At 56.8% G+C, this 16370-nt stretch carries 15 protein-coding genes and 1 pseudogene; 11 read left to right on the top strand and 5 right to left on the bottom strand.

Features of this window, described 5'->3' with window-relative positions:
- A pseudogene (locus ACZ1G5_RS03505) lies at window positions 1-2237 on the top strand (xanthine dehydrogenase family protein molybdopterin-binding subunit).
- 3 nt (window positions 2238-2240) lie between these two features.
- The gene (locus ACZ1G5_RS03510; protein ID WP_472731533.1) at window positions 2241-2576 is read left to right on the top strand and encodes a MoaD/ThiS family protein; all 336 of its coding nucleotides are present in this window, start codon (window positions 2241-2243) and stop codon (window positions 2574-2576) included.
- On the opposite strand, the gene ACZ1G5_RS03515 is transcribed toward ACZ1G5_RS03510, so the two are convergent.
- A complete protein-coding gene (locus ACZ1G5_RS03515; RefSeq protein ID WP_472731534.1) occupies window positions 2548-3003 on the bottom strand; it encodes a GFA family protein in 456 nt (151 codons plus the stop codon). The two genes, ACZ1G5_RS03510 and ACZ1G5_RS03515, sit on opposite strands and share 29 nt — an antisense overlap.
- Before the next feature lie 295 nt (window positions 3004-3298).
- Window positions 3299-4855 (bottom strand): bifunctional metallophosphatase/5'-nucleotidase, encoded by a 1557-nt coding sequence (locus ACZ1G5_RS03520; RefSeq protein ID WP_472731535.1) that lies wholly within the window; start codon window positions 4853-4855, stop codon window positions 3299-3301.
- A gap of 151 nt (window positions 4856-5006) precedes the next feature.
- Here ACZ1G5_RS03520 and ACZ1G5_RS03525 point away from each other — a divergent pair, with 151 nt between their 5' ends.
- The gene (locus ACZ1G5_RS03525; RefSeq protein WP_472731536.1) at window positions 5007-5339 is read left to right on the top strand and encodes a DUF952 domain-containing protein; all 333 of its coding nucleotides are present in this window, start codon (window positions 5007-5009) and stop codon (window positions 5337-5339) included.
- Window positions 5336-6388, top strand: a complete 1053-nt coding sequence (locus ACZ1G5_RS03530) for a quinone-dependent dihydroorotate dehydrogenase (protein ID WP_472731537.1) — start codon at window positions 5336-5338, stop codon at window positions 6386-6388. The genes ACZ1G5_RS03525 and ACZ1G5_RS03530 overlap by 4 nt, the downstream gene beginning before the upstream one ends.
- Here ACZ1G5_RS03530 and ACZ1G5_RS03535 read toward each other — a convergent pair.
- From ACZ1G5_RS03535 to ACZ1G5_RS03545, 3 genes are read right to left on the bottom strand one after another with little or no spacing between them, the layout of a single operon-like run.
- Window positions 6365-7699 (bottom strand): MATE family efflux transporter, encoded by a 1335-nt coding sequence (locus ACZ1G5_RS03535; RefSeq protein ID WP_472731538.1) that lies wholly within the window; start codon window positions 7697-7699, stop codon window positions 6365-6367. The genes ACZ1G5_RS03530 and ACZ1G5_RS03535 overlap by 24 nt on opposite strands.
- Window positions 7692-8186, bottom strand: a complete 495-nt coding sequence (locus tag ACZ1G5_RS03540) for a PaaI family thioesterase (protein WP_472731539.1) — start codon at window positions 8184-8186, stop codon at window positions 7692-7694. The genes ACZ1G5_RS03535 and ACZ1G5_RS03540 overlap by 8 nt, the downstream gene beginning before the upstream one ends.
- A complete protein-coding gene (locus ACZ1G5_RS03545; RefSeq protein WP_472731540.1) occupies window positions 8183-8623 on the bottom strand; it encodes a PaaI family thioesterase in 441 nt (146 codons plus the stop codon). The genes ACZ1G5_RS03540 and ACZ1G5_RS03545 overlap by 4 nt, the downstream gene beginning before the upstream one ends.
- 134 nt (window positions 8624-8757) lie before the next feature.
- On the opposite strand from ACZ1G5_RS03545, the gene ACZ1G5_RS03550 reads away from it, so the two are divergent.
- The 7 genes from ACZ1G5_RS03550 (at window position 8758) to ACZ1G5_RS03580 (ending at window position 16357) form a co-directional block, all read left to right on the top strand.
- A complete protein-coding gene (locus tag ACZ1G5_RS03550) occupies window positions 8758-9126 on the top strand; it encodes a MerR family transcriptional regulator (RefSeq protein WP_472731541.1) in 369 nt (122 codons plus the stop codon).
- 324 nt (window positions 9127-9450) lie between these two features.
- On the top strand, window positions 9451-9852 hold the full coding sequence (locus tag ACZ1G5_RS03555; protein ID WP_472731542.1) for a MerR family transcriptional regulator: 402 nt from the start codon (window positions 9451-9453) through the stop codon (window positions 9850-9852).
- 42 nt (window positions 9853-9894) lie between these two features.
- The gene (locus ACZ1G5_RS03560) at window positions 9895-11670 is read left to right on the top strand and encodes an acyl-CoA dehydrogenase C-terminal domain-containing protein (protein WP_472731543.1); all 1776 of its coding nucleotides are present in this window, start codon (window positions 9895-9897) and stop codon (window positions 11668-11670) included.
- 87 nt (window positions 11671-11757) lie between these two features.
- Window positions 11758-12384, top strand: coding sequence for a glutathione S-transferase family protein (locus ACZ1G5_RS03565; protein ID WP_472731544.1), 627 nt, complete (start codon window positions 11758-11760; stop codon window positions 12382-12384).
- Between the two features lie 27 nt (window positions 12385-12411).
- Window positions 12412-13623, top strand: coding sequence for an acetyl-CoA C-acetyltransferase (locus ACZ1G5_RS03570; RefSeq protein ID WP_472731545.1), 1212 nt, complete (start codon window positions 12412-12414; stop codon window positions 13621-13623).
- A gap of 4 nt (window positions 13624-13627) precedes the next feature.
- Window positions 13628-14095, top strand: coding sequence for a hypothetical protein (locus ACZ1G5_RS03575; RefSeq protein ID WP_472731546.1), 468 nt, complete (start codon window positions 13628-13630; stop codon window positions 14093-14095).
- A gap of 63 nt (window positions 14096-14158) precedes the next feature.
- Window positions 14159-16357: a 3-hydroxyacyl-CoA dehydrogenase NAD-binding domain-containing protein gene (locus tag ACZ1G5_RS03580; RefSeq protein WP_472731547.1), complete on the top strand. Its 2199-nt coding sequence runs from the start codon at window positions 14159-14161 to the stop codon at window positions 16355-16357.
- Window positions 16358-16370: the final 13 nt, after the last annotated feature.

The following is a 16370-nucleotide window of genomic DNA, read 5'->3' on the forward strand; positions in this document are numbered from 1 at the left end:
ATGGCATTTGACGCACAAACGCATCGCGATTTCAAAGTTGTCGGCACGCGGGTGACGCGCCCTGACGGGATCGACAAAGTCACCGGCAAAGCCACTTATGGCGCAGATATCGCGGCCCCCGGGATGTTGCATGGGCGCATTCTGCGCAGCCCGCATGCCCACGCACGGATCGTGTCGATTGATACGTCGGCGGCAGAGGCATTGGCCGGTGTGAAGGCCGTCGTCACTGGCGCAGACCTCGCACAGCCAGAGGACGAAGGCTTTGCCGACGTCGCGATCAATTGCCTTGCCCGTGATAAGGTCCTTTATGATGGGCATGCGGTTGCAGCAGTGGCGGCAACGAGCAAATCCATCGCAAAACAGGCGATCCGGCTGATCAAGGTGGACTACGAGGCTCTGCCGCATGTTACTGACGTTGATGAGGCGATGAAACCGGACGCACCTGTTGTGCAGGAAGGCCGCGCACTGGAAACCGTGCCTGCGGGTATGTCGCAAAACGTCACGACCCATTGCCAATTCGGGCATGGTGATCTGGACGCCGGGTTCGCCAAGGCGGACAAGATCATCGAACGCAGCTTTAAAACTGCCGCAACCCACCAAGGCTATATCGAACCACAGGCCTGCATGGCGAGCCTTGGCAGCGATGGCCGGGGCGAGGTCTGGTGCTGTACCCAAGGTCAATACATGGTGCGCGCAAATTGCGCCGCTGTGCTGGGCGTTGAGGAAAGCCAGTTGCGCATCACATCGTCTGAGATTGGTGGAGGGTTTGGCGGTAAGACCTCGACGTTCATCGAGCCAGTTGCATTGGCCTTGTCCCGCAAATCGGGCAAACCGGTGAAGATCGTGATGACGCGCGATGAGGTGCTGAAGGCAACGGGCCCCACAATCTCATCCTCAATGGATATCAAGATCGGCATGACCAAAGACGGGCGCATCACAGCCGCCCGTGGTGAGCTGCGCTATTCCGGCGGGGCCTATCCAAATGCGACCGTCGATATGGGCGCGCAGGCGGCATTTGCGGCCTATGACCTGCCCGCCGTCGAAACCGTCGGCTGGAACGCGATGACGAACCGGCCCAAGGAAATCCCCTACCGCGCACCAGGCGCACCAACCTCGATCTACGCGGTGGAAAGCGTGGTGGATGAGCTGTGTCAGGAACTTGGCCTTGATCCGCTGGATGTGCGCCTGTTGAATGCTGCGCGCAAAGGCACGCTGTCGTCATACGGACCGACCTTCAACGAAATCGGGCTGGTCGCTACGTTGGAGGCGGCGAAAGCGCACCCACATTACACCGCCCCCTAGGGCCAAACCAAGGGCGCGGGCTGTCCTGTGGGTTCTGGTTCAACTTTGGCGGCAACACCTGTGTTTCGCTGAACATCAATGACGATGGCACCGTAGGTGTTGTCGAAGGGAACCCCGATATCGGCGGCTCGCGCGCGTCGATCTCGATGATGGCGGCAGAAGAACTGGGCGTGCCTTATGACAAGGTGCGTACAGTCATTGCCGACACCTCATCGCTGGGGTTCAACGACATCACGGACGGTAGCCGCGTCACCTTTGCGGTCGGCCTTGCCACGATTGAGGCTGCGCGGGCGGCGATCAAGGAGATGTGCCGCCGCGTTGCGAAGATCTGGGGCATCGACGAAGAGGCGGTGATCTGGGAAGACGGCTGCGCGAAACCAGCAGGGCCGAATGCGGGGACCCATCCACCGATGACACTGGCCGAGATAGCCGCCATTGCAGGCAACACTGGCGGGCCGATTGCAGGCCACCATGAGGTGAACGCAGATGGCGCGGGCGTCAGCTTTGGCGTGCATCTGTGCGATACCGAAGTTGATCCCGAAACCGGGGCCACGAAGATCCTGCGCTACACCGTGTTCCAAGACGCAGGCAAAGCCGTGCACCCCGACTACGTCGAAGGGCAGATGCAAGGCGGGGCCGTGCAAGGCATCGGCTGGGCGCTGAACGAAGAATATATTTACGGCGAGGACGGGCGTTTGCAGAACGCGGGTTTCCTGGACTATCGGGTGCCTGTGGCGTCGGACCTGCCGGACATCGAAACCGTGATCCTGGAAATTCCCAACCCCGGCCACCCTTACGGCGTGCGCGGCGTGGGCGAAACGCCGATCGTACCGCCGTTGGCTGCGATATCGAACGCAGTGTCCCGGGCAGCGGGTGTGCGGATGACGGAGCTGCCGATGTCGCCGCCACGATTGCTGAAAGCGATGACCGGGTAGGGCATGGTCCGCGTCAAACTCTGGGGATCGCTGCGCGCGCTCGCGGATGGCGAGGAATGGGTGGAGGTCGAGGCGCGCAATTTCAAAGAACTGCTGGACGCCTTGGCCGAGAAACATCCCGGGCTGGCGCCACAGATCAAACGGGGGGTGTCCCTGGCACTGGACGGGGTGATCTACCGCGAGGCGTGGTTCACGAGGATCGGGCCAGAGAATGAGGTGATTTTGATGCCTTATATGGTGGGGGGTAGCGTTGTGAATGGGCGCTTTGGGCCCAAAGTACCGGATACTGCCGAGCCAACGAGTGTCGGCTTTACTCATCGCCCTCTTGATAGAGCCTGACTTTCTCTGGTGGTCCTAGCCATTGAGGGCGATTAGCCCAATAGAGGATAAAATCAGGCAGAGGAAAGCCAGGTTCGGCAAATGTGCCTGCAGTGATCGCCACCGTATTTGGGAAGGACGCTCCGTAGCGAAAGAACCTGCCCGTACCACACTCCGGGCAAAACCCTTGAAACCGATCAGGGTTCTCAGGCCCACGGTGATGGTGGATCGTGTATTTTCCCTCAATCTTCACAGATGCGTCGGGAAACCAGGCTGAATAGCTCATAACGCTGCCGGAAGAGCGCTGGCACTGTGTACACGTGCAGGCGTGAACATGAATCGGTTCACCTCGGACAGCAAAGCGAAGCTGGCCACAATCACAACGGGCGGTTCGAGTATTCACATCGGTGTTGTCCATCGGCGGTTCCAAAAGCAAATGATGTTCCATCAACGGTCTATACACGTTCGCAAACAGTTGCACGGCAAAGCCGACATGCGCGCAGCTAACGCGAAATGATGCTTTGTCCCGCCAAGCCGACGTTCAGCGTCCACGCATAAGTTGCGGCATCGGCCACTGCTTTGCCTAATCCCAAACCTCTCCCACAAAACAATCATTACACCTCAGGCCCCATCAGCACCTGTGTGCGCGCGCCTGACGCTTGGCATGTCAGAGCAAATCGCAACAAAAAAAAGCGCGCCACGGTTTCCCGTAGCGCGCCCTCTGCCAAACCCAAAAGGGCTTCTTACTTCATCGTAATGCGCCCATCCGTATACGGCTGATAAGGTGCGTTCGCTGCAATATACTCTGCCGTCACATCCGCCAGATCGGGGCCGAAGTCGTAGGCGTTCATCGCGTCTTCGAACATCGAATACCCATCACCGCCGTTGCGCACGAAGTTGTTGGACACCACACCGTAAGTCGCAGCAGGATCAATCGGTGCATCACCGACCATGATGTCGCTAATGCGTGATCCGGGCTCTTGGCTGAGATCCACGACAAAGCTCATACCGGCAACCTGCGGAAAACGACCCGAGCCATCCTCATGCTGGCTGGCCCCATTTTCAAGTGCTGCGATCATCGCCTCGCCCGTGATCTGGAAGGTCGACAATGTGTTTTGGAAAGGCAGCACGGTCAGTACTTCGCCCTTCGTCACTTCGCCTGCATCGATAGATGCACGGATGCCACCAGAATTCTGGAACGCGATCTGAATGCCCTGATCCTTGACCCGGTCAAGCATCGCGTCGGCGATCAGGTTCCCCATCGCGCACTCCATCGCACGGCAAACGGAACGGTCACCCTCAATCGCAGCGGCGGCTTCGGCAACAACCTGATTGCGGATTTCGTCCAGCGGAACGGCAAGTTCTGCCACGCGCGCAACTGTCGCCTCATCTTCGGCAACGCTGGCATCAATCAAGAGCGCTTCACCGGCAGCTTCGGTGATCACACCTTCATCGTCGAATGTGACATTCAATTCACCAAGGAATTTACCGTAGGCATAGGCCTGAACGATCGCCGTATCACCCACCATCGTTGGGTAAGGACCTGCGGCATCCTCGTCATCGCCAAGGAAGGTGTTGGTGTGGCCACCGACGATGACATCAACACCCGTTGTGTTCGCTGCGACGTCAAGATCAACGCCGTAGCCCGAGTGCGACAGCACGATAATCTTGTTCACGCCCATCTCGGTCAACTTGTCGACCTCGGCTTGTACAGCCGCAACCGGCGCAGAGAATGTGACGTTGGGGCCCGGACTTGCCAGTTCGTCCGTGTTTTCGGGTGTCAGGCCGATCATGCCAATCTGCTCACCGCCCCGTTCGATCACCGTGGACTTCATCAAAACGCCTGCCAAAAGCGGCTCATTCGAGACATCGGCGTTGGACATCAGCACCGGGAATTCAACTGAGTCCATGAACCCCTTCAGGACCTCTGGGCCGTCGTCAAACTCATGGTTGCCGACGGTCATGCCGTCGTAACCCAGCTTGTTCATAAATTCTGCGGCCATCGCACCTTTATAATAGGTGTAGAATAATGTGCCCTGAAACTGATCACCACCATCCACCAGAATGCTATTATTTGACCGCGTACGCGCATCCGCGATGGCTGTCACCAGACGTGCGGTCCCGCCAAAGCATTCGCCGGCAGCGTTGTCTTCGGCTGAACAGCCACTGTCGAACCGGCTGATCGGTTCAAAACGCGCATGAAAATCGTTGGTGTGCAAAATAGTTAGCGAATACTCGGCCGCTGCCATGCTCGCAGTCATGGCAAACGCACAGGTTGTGGTCATTATACGTGAAATCATTGGATCTAGTCCCCCAAGGTTGGAATACGCTCAGCTTGGCGAGGCGGTTTGCGAGAGTCAAATTGAATACGTCTTGTTGGGGACGGCCCTAACGTCAACGTACAGTCTTTGGGCGCTTGACCATCTTTCTTGTAGCGGCCATCACGCCCCTATGCTGATTTACAAGATTTTCCGGGCCGATGAATGGTCCACCTTGCAAGCCGATGGTGAAACCGTTGGAGCACCGATTGATGTGGCTGACGGCTATGTTCATTTTTCAACGGCAGAAACTGTCGCCGAAACGGCGGCGAAGTATTTTGCCGGTGTTGAAGACTTGATGCTGCTTGCTGTCGAAGCAGACGGGTTGGACGCGTTGAGATGGGAACCGGCGCGCAACAATGTCCTGTTCCCACATCTTTATCGCAAACTGTGCATCACCGATGTTGTCTGGAGCAAGCCACTTGCCCTACGCGACGGCATTCATGATTTTCCTGACCTGACATGAAAATGCTTGAACAGATCGGCCTGACAGCCTTGCGCCGGATGGACCCGGAAAAAGCACATGGTCTGGCGCTGAAGGCACTGAATGCGGGATTGGGGCCGCGATCTGGACCCGTGACCTCGCAACGGCTGCAAACAACGATTGCCGGGATCGCGCTCCCCAATCCTGTTGGCCTCGCAGCGGGTTTTGACAAAAATGCGACGGCACTCGGTGCGCTCTCCAAAACCGGTTTTGGCTTTCTTGAGGTTGGTGCCGCGACACCACGCCCCCAACCTGGCAATCCCAAACCCCGCCTGTTCCGATTGCCCGTCGATCAGGCCGCGATCAATCGTTTTGGATTTAACAATGACGGCATGGATGCGATTGCCGACAGGCTTTCAGCACGCCCTGACGGGACCGTCATCGGATTGAACCTGGGTGCCAACAAAGACAGCGATGACAAAGCCAAGGATTTCGCAACTGTGCTCCAGCGTTGCGGCCCGGTCATTGATTTCGCAACGGTGAATGTGTCCTCTCCCAACACCGAAAAGCTGCGCGACCTGCAGGGCAAGGACGCGTTAGCAGCCCTGCTATCTGGCGTGATGGCGGCACGTGCGGCACTGCCGCAGCCTATTCCGGTGTTCCTTAAGATTGCGCCCGATTTGACGCCGGATGAGCTTGCAGAAGTTGCTGAAGTTGCGAACACCTCTGGCATCGATGCAATCATTGCGACAAACACAACGCTTGATCGTGACGGTCTGCACGGACAACACAAGGCTGAGATGGGTGGCTTGTCGGGGCAGCCTTTGTTTGAAAAATCTACCCGCGTTCTTGCGCAGCTCTCCGGGTTGACCACGCTTCCAATCATCGGTGTTGGTGGCGTCGGCTCTGCCGCGCAGGCCTATCAGAAGATCCGCGCCGGTGCGTCGGCGGTGCAGCTTTATACGGCTCTGGTCTATCATGGGCTGTCGCTTGTCGATGAGATTGCAAGCGGCCTTGATGAACTACTCAGACGTGATGGATTTGCGCGTATGAGCGACGCGGTGGGATCAGGTCGCAGCGACTGGACGTAGTGGTCGGTCCGCCTCTGCCTCGAGCGCCGGGTATCGCCAAGCCAAAGTCACGCCGCGGACCACAAAATTCAGCAGTAACCCGATCCAAAGGCCATGATTTCCGAACGCCGCCATCAATGGAATGATCGTAGCAAAATAGATAATTGCTGAGATCAGCATCATGTTGCGCATGTCCTGCGTGCGGGTCGCGCCGATAAAGATCCCATCCAACATCCAAGCCGCCACACCAACCACGGGTGCCGCAACCATATAGGGTAGGTAGACGCGCGCGACCTCTCGTACCTCAGGCGCGGTTGTCATGATATCAATCACCATACCGCCAAAGACCGCAAAGCAAATCGCAAGAAGCGCGCAAACGATCCCGCCCCAAAGACTGCTCAGAGCGGCGCTCCGGCGCAATGCCGCACGTGCCCGCGCGCCCAAGGCCTGTCCCACCAATGCCTCTGCCGCAAAGGCAAAGCCATCCAGTGCGTAGGCCGTGACCTGCAGGAACTGCATCAGAATTTGATTTGCGGCCAGCTGGACGTCACCAAAGTCAGCCCCAAAGAAAAGGAAGCTGACAAAGATCGCCTGCAGCAGAACCGACCGGATCAGAATGTCCGAATTCACCAACGCCATATGCTTAAGCCGTGCCAGATCAAAGACACGCGCGGCGGACAGCCAAGAGGACCGCCCGAACACACCGCGACAAAACCACAGGCCCACAACCAATCCGCCCCATTCCGCAAAAAAGGTGGCCCATGCGACACCTTCGACGCCCCACCCAAGCTCAAGCCCCAAAAAGACGCTGAGCGCAATGTTCGCACCATTCATCCCAACCTGAATGACCAGGACGGCGCGCGTCCTTTCTTGTGCGATCAACCACCCGGTGATGCCGTAAAGCGCAATGGTCGCGGGTGCTGACCATATTCTGATGGTCATATAGTCACGTGCAAGCGTCTCGACCTCGGCACTCGCAGGTGAAATCCAGAACGCGCCTTGAAAGATGGCGACCTGAGCGACGATCATCAAAAGCCCCGCCGACATTCCGATCAAGAGGACCCGGGACAGTAAGGCATCAACTTCGGCCGCGTCCCCTGCCCCGTGCGCCTGTGATGTCAGACCCGTTGTACCCATCCTCAGAAAGCCGAAGATCCAATACACCGACGACAGGATAATCGCGCCGATGCCAACCGCACCAATCGGGGCCGCTTCGCCTAATTGTCCGACCACGCCGGTATCCACGACACCAAGGATCGGCACTGTCGCATTCGAGAGCACAATCGGCAGCGCGATCGCCAGTACCCGTTTGTGGGTCAGCGTCTCAGCCATCGCGTTGCGGCATCAGGAAATGCCCAGTGGCCTGCGCAAATAGTCGGCTACGATTGTCCTGCCATGCTTCGACATGCACAGATGCATAGCGCCTGCCAGACCGATTGACCCGCGCGCGGGCATAGGCATCACGCGGCAGTCCGGAGCGGAGGTAGTCCACCGTAAAATCAATCGTTTTAGGGAGTTTGATGCGCGGTGCATCCTCATCAACCCGCCCTGCTTCCATATCTTCCCAGATCATGGCCCAGCTCAGCTCGATAATTGCTGTGACTTCCAGAAAGGCCGCCGTCACCCCACCATGAATGGCCGGGAGCATCGGGTTGCCGATCAACTTGTCCGCATAGGGCAGAATTGCGGTCAGCTCATCACCCCGCCGGTCAATTTGAATTCCCAGAAACTGAATATAGGGCACGCCCGCAACCAACTTTTGCAAAGTCGCGTCGCGGCGCTGTTTGATGACCTGGACAGGCTCGGGCTTGCGAGTCATGATTTTGCCCTTTCGATCGTAAAGGCGCCGGTGGCCGTGGCCACCGGACGATTCACATCTGTATCCACGGCTGTCGCACGCACAAAAGCGACGGAACGGGTGACATGGTAGCACTCGGCGCTGGCCGTGATGCGCTGACCGGGAGTTGCTGGACGCATGTAGTCGATGCGTAAATCCAGTGTCGCCGTCGCGACGGCCGCTGCAGGGTGCGACATCACGGCCGCCCCGGCGCATGTGTCCATCAAGGCCGACACAGCGCCACCATGAATGACGCCGGTTTCGGGATCCCCGACAAGACGTGCGTCATACTCCATTGCGATAACAGCCTTACCATCCTCAATGTCGGTCAATTCCATTCCCAGCTCTCGGGCATGCGGAATTGCTTCGATAAACTGGCGGGCCAGCAGATCACGACGGGACTTTTGTGCGTCAGACATATGCGCTCCGATCCAATGTAATCTTTGGGTAGCTGTGTTTGGCACATTTGACCACCATCAACACTTTGTTGATCCACATCCTGTGGTTGCCCCAACTCATTGTTAAGGTTACGATTACATCTAAGGAGAAGAACATGTCGGATATCCGCCTGTCATTCAAAGAGATGTGCGCAAAATTCGACGTAACGCCACGTACGTTGCGCTACTACGAATATATTGAACTTTTGCATCCTGAAAAAGAAGGCCGGTCGCGGTTCTATGGTGCCAAAGAATTGGCACGTATGACCCTGATATTGCGCGGACGACGATTTGGGTTTTCACTCGAAGACATCAGGCAGTGGCTTTTGATCTACGAACAAGAAGGCACCGAAGCGCAGATGCGCGAATGGGTTGCGCTGGCCGACCGCCAACTCGAAGAACTTGCCGAGCAAAAGCAGCAACTGGAAGAAACGATCGACGAGTTGAAGAATCTCCGCGATACCACGGCAGAGACTTTGGGCTAAAAGCGGTATTGTTTCTGTAAGTCGCTCACATTTGCGTCAAAGCGGCCGTCGTTCTTTCCGACTAATCGAGCTCCAGATCACCCTTACCTGAGAATTGGGTCACAAAAAATTCCCGAAAAAACCAATTCAAAGCGCTTTGAGGGGAAAAAATGAAAATTTTCCCAGTTTTTTAATTACCCTTAACGCAGCGTCATCTTTGCTGACCTTTCGTCAACCTGCCCGTGACGCCACGTTACGTTTACGTGCACGTCAACTTTGCTTGTATGGTGAACTCATCCTTCGCAAGTGCGTGGCATTCGAAACACGCATGAAAGGAATGAGAAGATGACGACCGAAACACTTAACATCCGCCAGATGTGTGACGCATTTGATGTGACGCCACGCACGCTTCGCTTTTACGAAGCAAAGGAATTACTGTTTCCAATCCGTGAAGGGCAAAAACGCCTGTTCACCAAGCGCGACCGCGCGCGACTGAAGCTGATCCTGCGCGGCAAGCGCTTTGGCTTCTCACTGGAAGAAATCCGCCAGCTGCTCGACCTCTACCATATGGACGACGGTCAAGAAGCGCAGCTGTCAAAAACATATGTCTTCGCCGAACGCCATCTTGCCGACATGGAAGCCCAGAAAGCCGAGTTGGAAGAAGCCATCAGCGAATTGAAGGAACAAATGGCCTGGGGCGCTGAACGGCTGTCCGAGCTGGCCAAAGAGAAAACGGTCGCGGCCTGAAAGGGCCCGACCATGACACATACGACCTGAGGAGAACACCACATGCCAATCTACAACGCACCTACCAAAGACATTCAGTTTGTACTGCATGACTTGCTCAAGGTCAGCGAGCAGAACATTCCGGGGTTTGAGGATCTTGACCGCGACTTTACCAGTGCTGTTGTCGAAGAAGCAGGCAAGGTGGCCACAGAAGTACTGCACCCGCTGAACATCGTGGGTGACGCCGAAGGCTGTGTCATGGAAAACGGCGTGGTGCGCACGCCAGCCGGATTTAAAGATGCGTTCGCGCAGATGAAAGAAGGCGGCTGGACTGCCATGGATTGCGATCCTGAATATGGCGGCCAAGGTCTGCCATATGTCATGCACACGGCCGCGCAGGAGACATTTGTATCTGCCAACATGGCGTTCCAAATGTATCAGGGTCTGACCCATGGTGCTTACTCCGCGATCTACGCGCATGGTTCTGACGAGCAAAAGCAAAAGTTTCTGCCCAAAATGGTGTCTTGCGAATGGACCGGCACGATGAACCTGACAGAGCCGCATTGCGGAACGGATCTGGGCCTGATGCGCACGAAGGCTGTACCGCAGGACAATGGGTCTTACAAAATCTCTGGTCAGAAGATTTTCATCTCGGCTGGTGAGCACGACATGGCTGACAACATCATCCATCTTGTCTTGGCGAAAATCCAAGGCGGACCTGAGGGTATCAAAGGTGTTTCTTTGTTCATCGTGCCTAAGTTTCTTGTGAACGACGATGGCACTTTGGGTGCGCGCAATGGCGCCACTTGCGGTAAGATCGAAGAGAAAATGGGTATCCACGGCAACTCAACCTGCGTGATGAACTATGACGAGGCCGAAGGTTATTTGATTGGCGAAGAACACAAAGGCATGCGCGCTATGTTCACCATGATGAACGAAGCGCGTCTGGGTGTGGGCTTGCAGGGCTATGCCCAAGCCGAAAGCGCCTATCAGAATGCTGTGGCTTACGCCAACGACCGTCTGCAAGGGCGTGACGTGACGGGTGTCAAAAACCCTGATGGCCCTGCCGATCCGTTGATCGTGCATCCCGACATTCGCCGTAACCTGATGGATCAGAAATCCTTTGTCGAAGGCGCGCGTGCTTTCACATTCTGGGGCGCTTACCTGATCGACCGGGCACATAAGAACCAAGATGCCGAAGCAGACGGCCTGATTTCGCTGATGACACCTGTCATCAAAGGCTTCCTGACCGACAAGGGTTTTGAATATGCCACTGCTGCGCAGCAGGTCTATGGCGGTCACGGCTATATCGAAGAGTGGGGCATGTCCCAATATGCGCGCGATGCCCGTATCGCGATGATCTATGAAGGGGCCAATGGCGTGCAAGCGCTGGACCTTGTGGGGCGCAAGCTGGCCCAAGATGGCGGCAAGCATGTGATGGCCTTCTTTGAGATGGTCAAAAGCTTCATCAAGGAAAACAGCGACAATGAAGCACTCGCCAAGGACTTCCTTGAGCCGCTGAAAGCCGCAAGCAAGGACCTGCAAGCCGCTGGCATGTACTTTATGCAGAACGCGACAAAGCCGAACAACGCATTGTCCGGGTCTTACGACTTCATGCATATGATGGGCCACGTCTGCCTTGGCCTAATGTGGGCGCGCATGGCCAAGGCGTCGATGGAAGCGCTGGAGGACGGTGCATCTGACACCGAATTCTACGAGACCAAGATCGCGACAGGTCGCTACTATATGGCCCGCCAATTGCCCGCCACAGCGATGCACCTTACACGCATCAACACCGGCGGCGATACAATCATGGCGCTTGAGGCTGCAAACTTCTAAGCTCTTTGAGGGCGCGTTGATTTTGACGCGCCCTTATCGGATTTTCGGACCCCGAAAGTCCTCCGCTTGGGTTGGGAGGCCTGTAAGATGACCATGAAACTACATTGCTTTGGTGAAAGCGGAAACGCTTACAAAGCAGCCCTGACCCTGACGCTGGCTGATGCAGAATGGGAGCCGGTTTTCGTTGATTTCTTTAAAGGCGCAAGCCGCAGTCCCGAATTCCGCGCGCTCAACGTCATGGGCGAAGTGCCTGTGCTGGAAGACGGCGATTTGATCCTGACGCAGTCTGGCGTGATCCAAGATTACATCAGTTCTAAGACCGGCAAGCTGGGTGGTCGTTCCGCCGCTGAACGCCGCGAAGTCTTGCGTTGGATGTTCTTTGATAACCACAAAGTGTCTGGCGTTGCGGGGCCCCTGCGGTTCAACATGAACTTCCTGCCCGAAGACAAACGCAACGCTGATGTGAACAATTTTATGGCCATGCGCCTCGCCTCTGCTTTGAAAGTGATGGAAACTCATCTGGAAGGCCGCAACTGGCTTGCCGGTGACGACATCACTATCGCGGATATCGCGTGCGCCGGTTACCTGTTTTATGAGGAAGGTTTCACCTTCGACCGTGCCGATTACCCCAATATCAACCGCTGGCTGGACGCAATCGCAGCCCAGCCCGGTTGGAAACACCCTTATGACCTGATGCCGCGCGCCCTTGGCTAGCGCGGACCCAAATACCCGGAGGATCCTATGACCGAAGCTTATATCTACGACGCCGTCCGCACCCCGCGCGGCAAAGGCCGCAAAGACGGCAGTCTGCACGAGGTGACATCCGCGCGCCTGTCAGCAGGTGTTCTGAACAACCTCAAAGAACGCAACGGTCTTGAGGGCCACGCGGTCGAGGATGTGATCTGGGGTAATGTGACGCAAGTCGCCGAACAAGGCGGGTGTCTTGCGCGGACCGCAGTCCTTGCCTCTGATCTGGACCAATCCATTCCCGGTCTGGCAATCAACCGCTTCTGCGCCTCTGGCATGGAAGCGGTGAACCTCGCTGCGAACCAAGTCAAAGGCGGCGCAGGTCAGGCCTATATCGCCGGCGGGGTAGAGATGATGGGCCGGGTCGCCATGGGTTCCGACGGGGCTGCGATTGCGGTCGATCCCTCCATCGCGATGGACACGTATTTTGTACCCCAAGGTATCTCTGCCGATATCATCGCGACCGAATATGGCTTTAGCCGCGATGATGCCGATCAGTTGGCGATGGAAAGCCAGAAGCGCGCCAAGACTGCTTGGGACGAGAAGCGGTTTGAGAAATCTATCGTGCCCGTTAAAGACGTGAACGGCCTCGCTATTCTGGATCATGATGAATACATGCGCCCCGGCACCGACATGCAGTCGCTGGGCGGTCTGAACCCCGCGTTTCAGGCGATGGGTGAGGTGATGCCCGGCTTCGACAAGGTCGCGCTGATGAAGTACCCGCACCTTGAGAAGATCAACCACATTCACCATGCGGGTAACTCTTCAGGCATCGTCGATGGGGCAGCAGGTGTCTTGATCGGCTCCAAGGAATATGGCGAGGCGATGGGGATCAAGCCCCGCGCCGTGATCCGGGCCACAGCCAAGATCGGCACCGATCCGACCATCATGTTGACCGGTCCGGTTCCTGTAACTGAAAAGATCATGAAAGACTCTGGTATGTCGATCAGCGATATCGATCTGTTCGAAGTGAACGAGGCTTTCGCATCCGTTGTACTGCGTTTTATGCAGGCCTTCGACGTCGACGACAGCAAGGTCAACGTCAACGGCGGCTCTATCGCGATGGGTCACCCGCTGGGTGCAACTGGCGCGATCATCATCGGCACATTGCTGGATGAGCTGGAGCGGACCGGCAAAGGAACGGGCCTCGCCACGCTCTGCATCGCTTCCGGAATGGGAGCGGCAACAATCATAGAGCGGGTTTGATCCGATGGGCGCGGACCCTCAAATCGCAGCAAAGGATATCGCCGAAGCGATACTAGAGATCACAGGCAATGCCTTGATGTCCGGTGACTTCGACGCCTTCGCTGCCGTTTTCCATGTGCCCCAAACCATGGCCACCATGGCCGGACCGGTTTACATGGAAACGGTTGACGATATGCGGCGGGCTTTCGACAGCATGCATGAACATTTCATGGCAATTGGCGTGACAGAGATGTTTCGCACCTGCGTGGCGGCCGATTTCAAATCCCCGACCCGCATCGAATCCACCCATGTCAGTGAATTGCTACACGATGGAAAGCGCCTGAATGAACCCTATCCGGTGTTCTCGGTCATCGAAAAAATCGACGGCAACTGGAAAGTATCAGCTGGGGAATACGCGCTTGAGCCCTCAAACGGCCAAGCCCTTGCACTGACACGCGCGGACGTCTCGCACCGTCCGACAACACCGACCTAAATCCATTGGCCGGGTCGCCAATAACCGGTGCACCCAGAGCCCCTGACAACAGGAATGAAAGAAATGACTGACTTTACAATGAGCACGGACGCAGACGGCGTTGCAACAATCGTTTGGGATACCGTTGGCAAGTCCATGAATGTGATGAACCAGCAAGGGTTCCTTGATCTGGACGCATTGATTGATCAGGCCTTGGCCGATGACGCCATCAAGGGCGTGATCATCACGTCCGGCAAGGAAGGGTCCTTTGCTGGCGGGATGGACCTGAACATCATCGCCAAGATGAAGGAAAGCGCAGGCGATGATCCGGCGCGCGGGTTGTTCGAAGGTGTGATGGATATGCATGCCGTGCTGCGCAAGATCGAACGCGCGGGCATGGACCCCAAGACGAACAAAGGCGGCAAACCGATTGCTTGCGCCCTGCCCGGCACAGCGCTTGGCATCGGTTTGGAAATCCCACTGGCCTGTCACCGCATCTTTGCGGCTGACAACCCCAAAGCCAAAATCGGCCTGCCAGAGATCCTTGTCGGTATCTTCCCCGGTGCTGGCGGCACGACACGTCTGTCGCGCAAACTGGGTGCGATGGGTGCCTCCCCGCTGTTACTGGAAGGCAAGTTGAACGATCCCAAGAAGGCGAAAGCGGCTGGTGTTGTGGATGAGGTTGTGCCAGCGGATGAATTGCTGTCAGCAGCCAAAGCTTGGGTTCTGTCCGAGCCTGCAATCGTCAAACCATGGGACGAAAAAGGTTACAAAATGCCCGGCGGCGCGCCCTACCACCCTGCCGGTTTCATGACCTTCGTCGGAGCATCGGCTATGGTCAACGGCAAGACCCAAGGTGTTTATCCCGCCGCCAAGGCGCTGCTGTCGGCTGTCTATGAAGGTGCGTTGGTCCCCTTCGACACTGCGATCAAGATTGAGGCACGCTGGTTCACCAATGTTCTGATGAACCCGTCATCCTCTGCCATGATCCGCAGCTTGTTCATCAACAAGGAAGCCTTGGAAAAGGGGGCCAACCGCCCCGAGGCCCCCGACCAGAAGGTCAAAAAGGTCGGCGTCATCGGCGCAGGCATGATGGGCGCGGGTATCTCTCTGGTTTCTGCACTGGCCGGCATCGAGGTTGTCCTGATCGACAGCACGCAGGAAGCGGCTGACAAGGGTAAATCCTACACCACGGCGCATCTGGACAAGGGCATGGCCCGCAAGAAAGTCACGCAGGAAAAGAAAGACGCCGTCCTTGGTCTGATCAACGCGACCACGGATTATGACGCGCTGAAAGGCTGCGACCTGATCGTTGAGGCCGTGTTTGAGGATGTGGGTGTCAAGGCCGACGTCACCGCCAAGGTGCAGGCCGTCACCGGCCCCGACTGCATCTTTGCGACCAACACTTCGACCCTGCCGATCACGGAACTGGCGAAAGCTTCTGTCGATGCTGAGAAATTCATCGGCATCCACTTCTTCAGCCCTGTCGACAAGATGTTGCTGGTGGAAATCATCAAAGGCAAGGAAACCGGCGATGTGGCCGTGGCCAAAGCGCTCGACTACGTGCGCCAGATCAAGAAGACACCGATCGTCGTCAACGACGAACGCTTTTTCTACGCCAACCGCTGCATCATTCCCTACATTAACGAAGGCATTCGGATGGTGAAGGAAGGCGTGGAACCTGCGCTGATCGAAAACGCTGCGAAACTGGTCGGCATGCCACTGGGCCCACTGCAATTGGTTGATGAAACCTCGGTCGATCTGGGCGTGAAGATCGCCAAGGCGACCAAGGCTGCGATGGGCGACGCCTATCCTGATGGCGAGGTGGACGAGGTTCTGTTCTGGATGTTTGACCAAGAACGCCTTGGCCGCAAATCCAACGCGGGCTTCTACAGCTACGACGAAAAAGGTAAGCGCGGTGGTCTTTGGGATGGGCTCGCCGCCCAATACCCGGTGGCCGACGAACAGCCCGACCTGACAACCGTCCAACACCGTTTGCTGTTCGCACAAACGCTCGAAGCTGTCCGCGCGCTGGAAGAAGGCGTGCTGGAAGACATCCGCGAAGGCGATGTCGGTGCGATCCTTGGCTGGGGCTTTGCGCCTTGGTCAGGTGGCCCGTTCAGCTGGCTCGACATCATCGGCGCACCTTACGCGGCAGAACGCTGTGACCAGTTAACGGCAGAATTTGGCGAACGATTCAAAACGCCTGATCTGCTGCGCGAAATGGCAGACAAAGGTCAGGACTTTTACAAGCGTTTCGGTGCTGCCGCAAAAGCGGCCTAAACCATTCGGCGCA

The sequence above is a fragment of the Yoonia sp. JB2-21 genome (genome assembly GCF_055693545.1).

What these genes read in the sequence shown, in the direction of transcription:
- ACZ1G5_RS03510 (WP_472731533.1), top strand. Translation starts at nt 2,241, where the DNA reads ATGGTCCGCGTCAAACTCTGGGGATCGCTGCGCGCGCTCGCGGATGGC.
- ACZ1G5_RS03515 (WP_472731534.1), bottom strand. Translation starts at nt 3,003, where the DNA reads ATGGAACATCATTTGCTTTTGGAACCGCCGATGGACAACACCGATGTG.
- ACZ1G5_RS03520 (WP_472731535.1), bottom strand. Translation starts at nt 4,855, where the DNA reads ATGATTTCACGTATAATGACCACAACCTGTGCGTTTGCCATGACTGCG.
- ACZ1G5_RS03525 (WP_472731536.1), top strand. Translation starts at nt 5,007, where the DNA reads ATGCTGATTTACAAGATTTTCCGGGCCGATGAATGGTCCACCTTGCAA.
- ACZ1G5_RS03530 (WP_472731537.1), top strand. Translation starts at nt 5,336, where the DNA reads ATGAAAATGCTTGAACAGATCGGCCTGACAGCCTTGCGCCGGATGGAC.
- ACZ1G5_RS03535 (WP_472731538.1), bottom strand. Translation starts at nt 7,699, where the DNA reads ATGGCTGAGACGCTGACCCACAAACGGGTACTGGCGATCGCGCTGCCG.
- ACZ1G5_RS03540 (WP_472731539.1), bottom strand. Translation starts at nt 8,186, where the DNA reads ATGACTCGCAAGCCCGAGCCTGTCCAGGTCATCAAACAGCGCCGCGAC.
- ACZ1G5_RS03545 (WP_472731540.1), bottom strand. Translation starts at nt 8,623, where the DNA reads ATGTCTGACGCACAAAAGTCCCGTCGTGATCTGCTGGCCCGCCAGTTT.
- ACZ1G5_RS03550 (WP_472731541.1), top strand. Translation starts at nt 8,758, where the DNA reads ATGTCGGATATCCGCCTGTCATTCAAAGAGATGTGCGCAAAATTCGAC.
- ACZ1G5_RS03555 (WP_472731542.1), top strand. Translation starts at nt 9,451, where the DNA reads ATGACGACCGAAACACTTAACATCCGCCAGATGTGTGACGCATTTGAT.
- ACZ1G5_RS03560 (WP_472731543.1), top strand. Translation starts at nt 9,895, where the DNA reads ATGCCAATCTACAACGCACCTACCAAAGACATTCAGTTTGTACTGCAT.
- ACZ1G5_RS03565 (WP_472731544.1), top strand. Translation starts at nt 11,758, where the DNA reads ATGACCATGAAACTACATTGCTTTGGTGAAAGCGGAAACGCTTACAAA.
- ACZ1G5_RS03570 (WP_472731545.1), top strand. Translation starts at nt 12,412, where the DNA reads ATGACCGAAGCTTATATCTACGACGCCGTCCGCACCCCGCGCGGCAAA.
- ACZ1G5_RS03575 (WP_472731546.1), top strand. Translation starts at nt 13,628, where the DNA reads ATGGGCGCGGACCCTCAAATCGCAGCAAAGGATATCGCCGAAGCGATA.
- ACZ1G5_RS03580 (WP_472731547.1), top strand. Translation starts at nt 14,159, where the DNA reads ATGACTGACTTTACAATGAGCACGGACGCAGACGGCGTTGCAACAATC.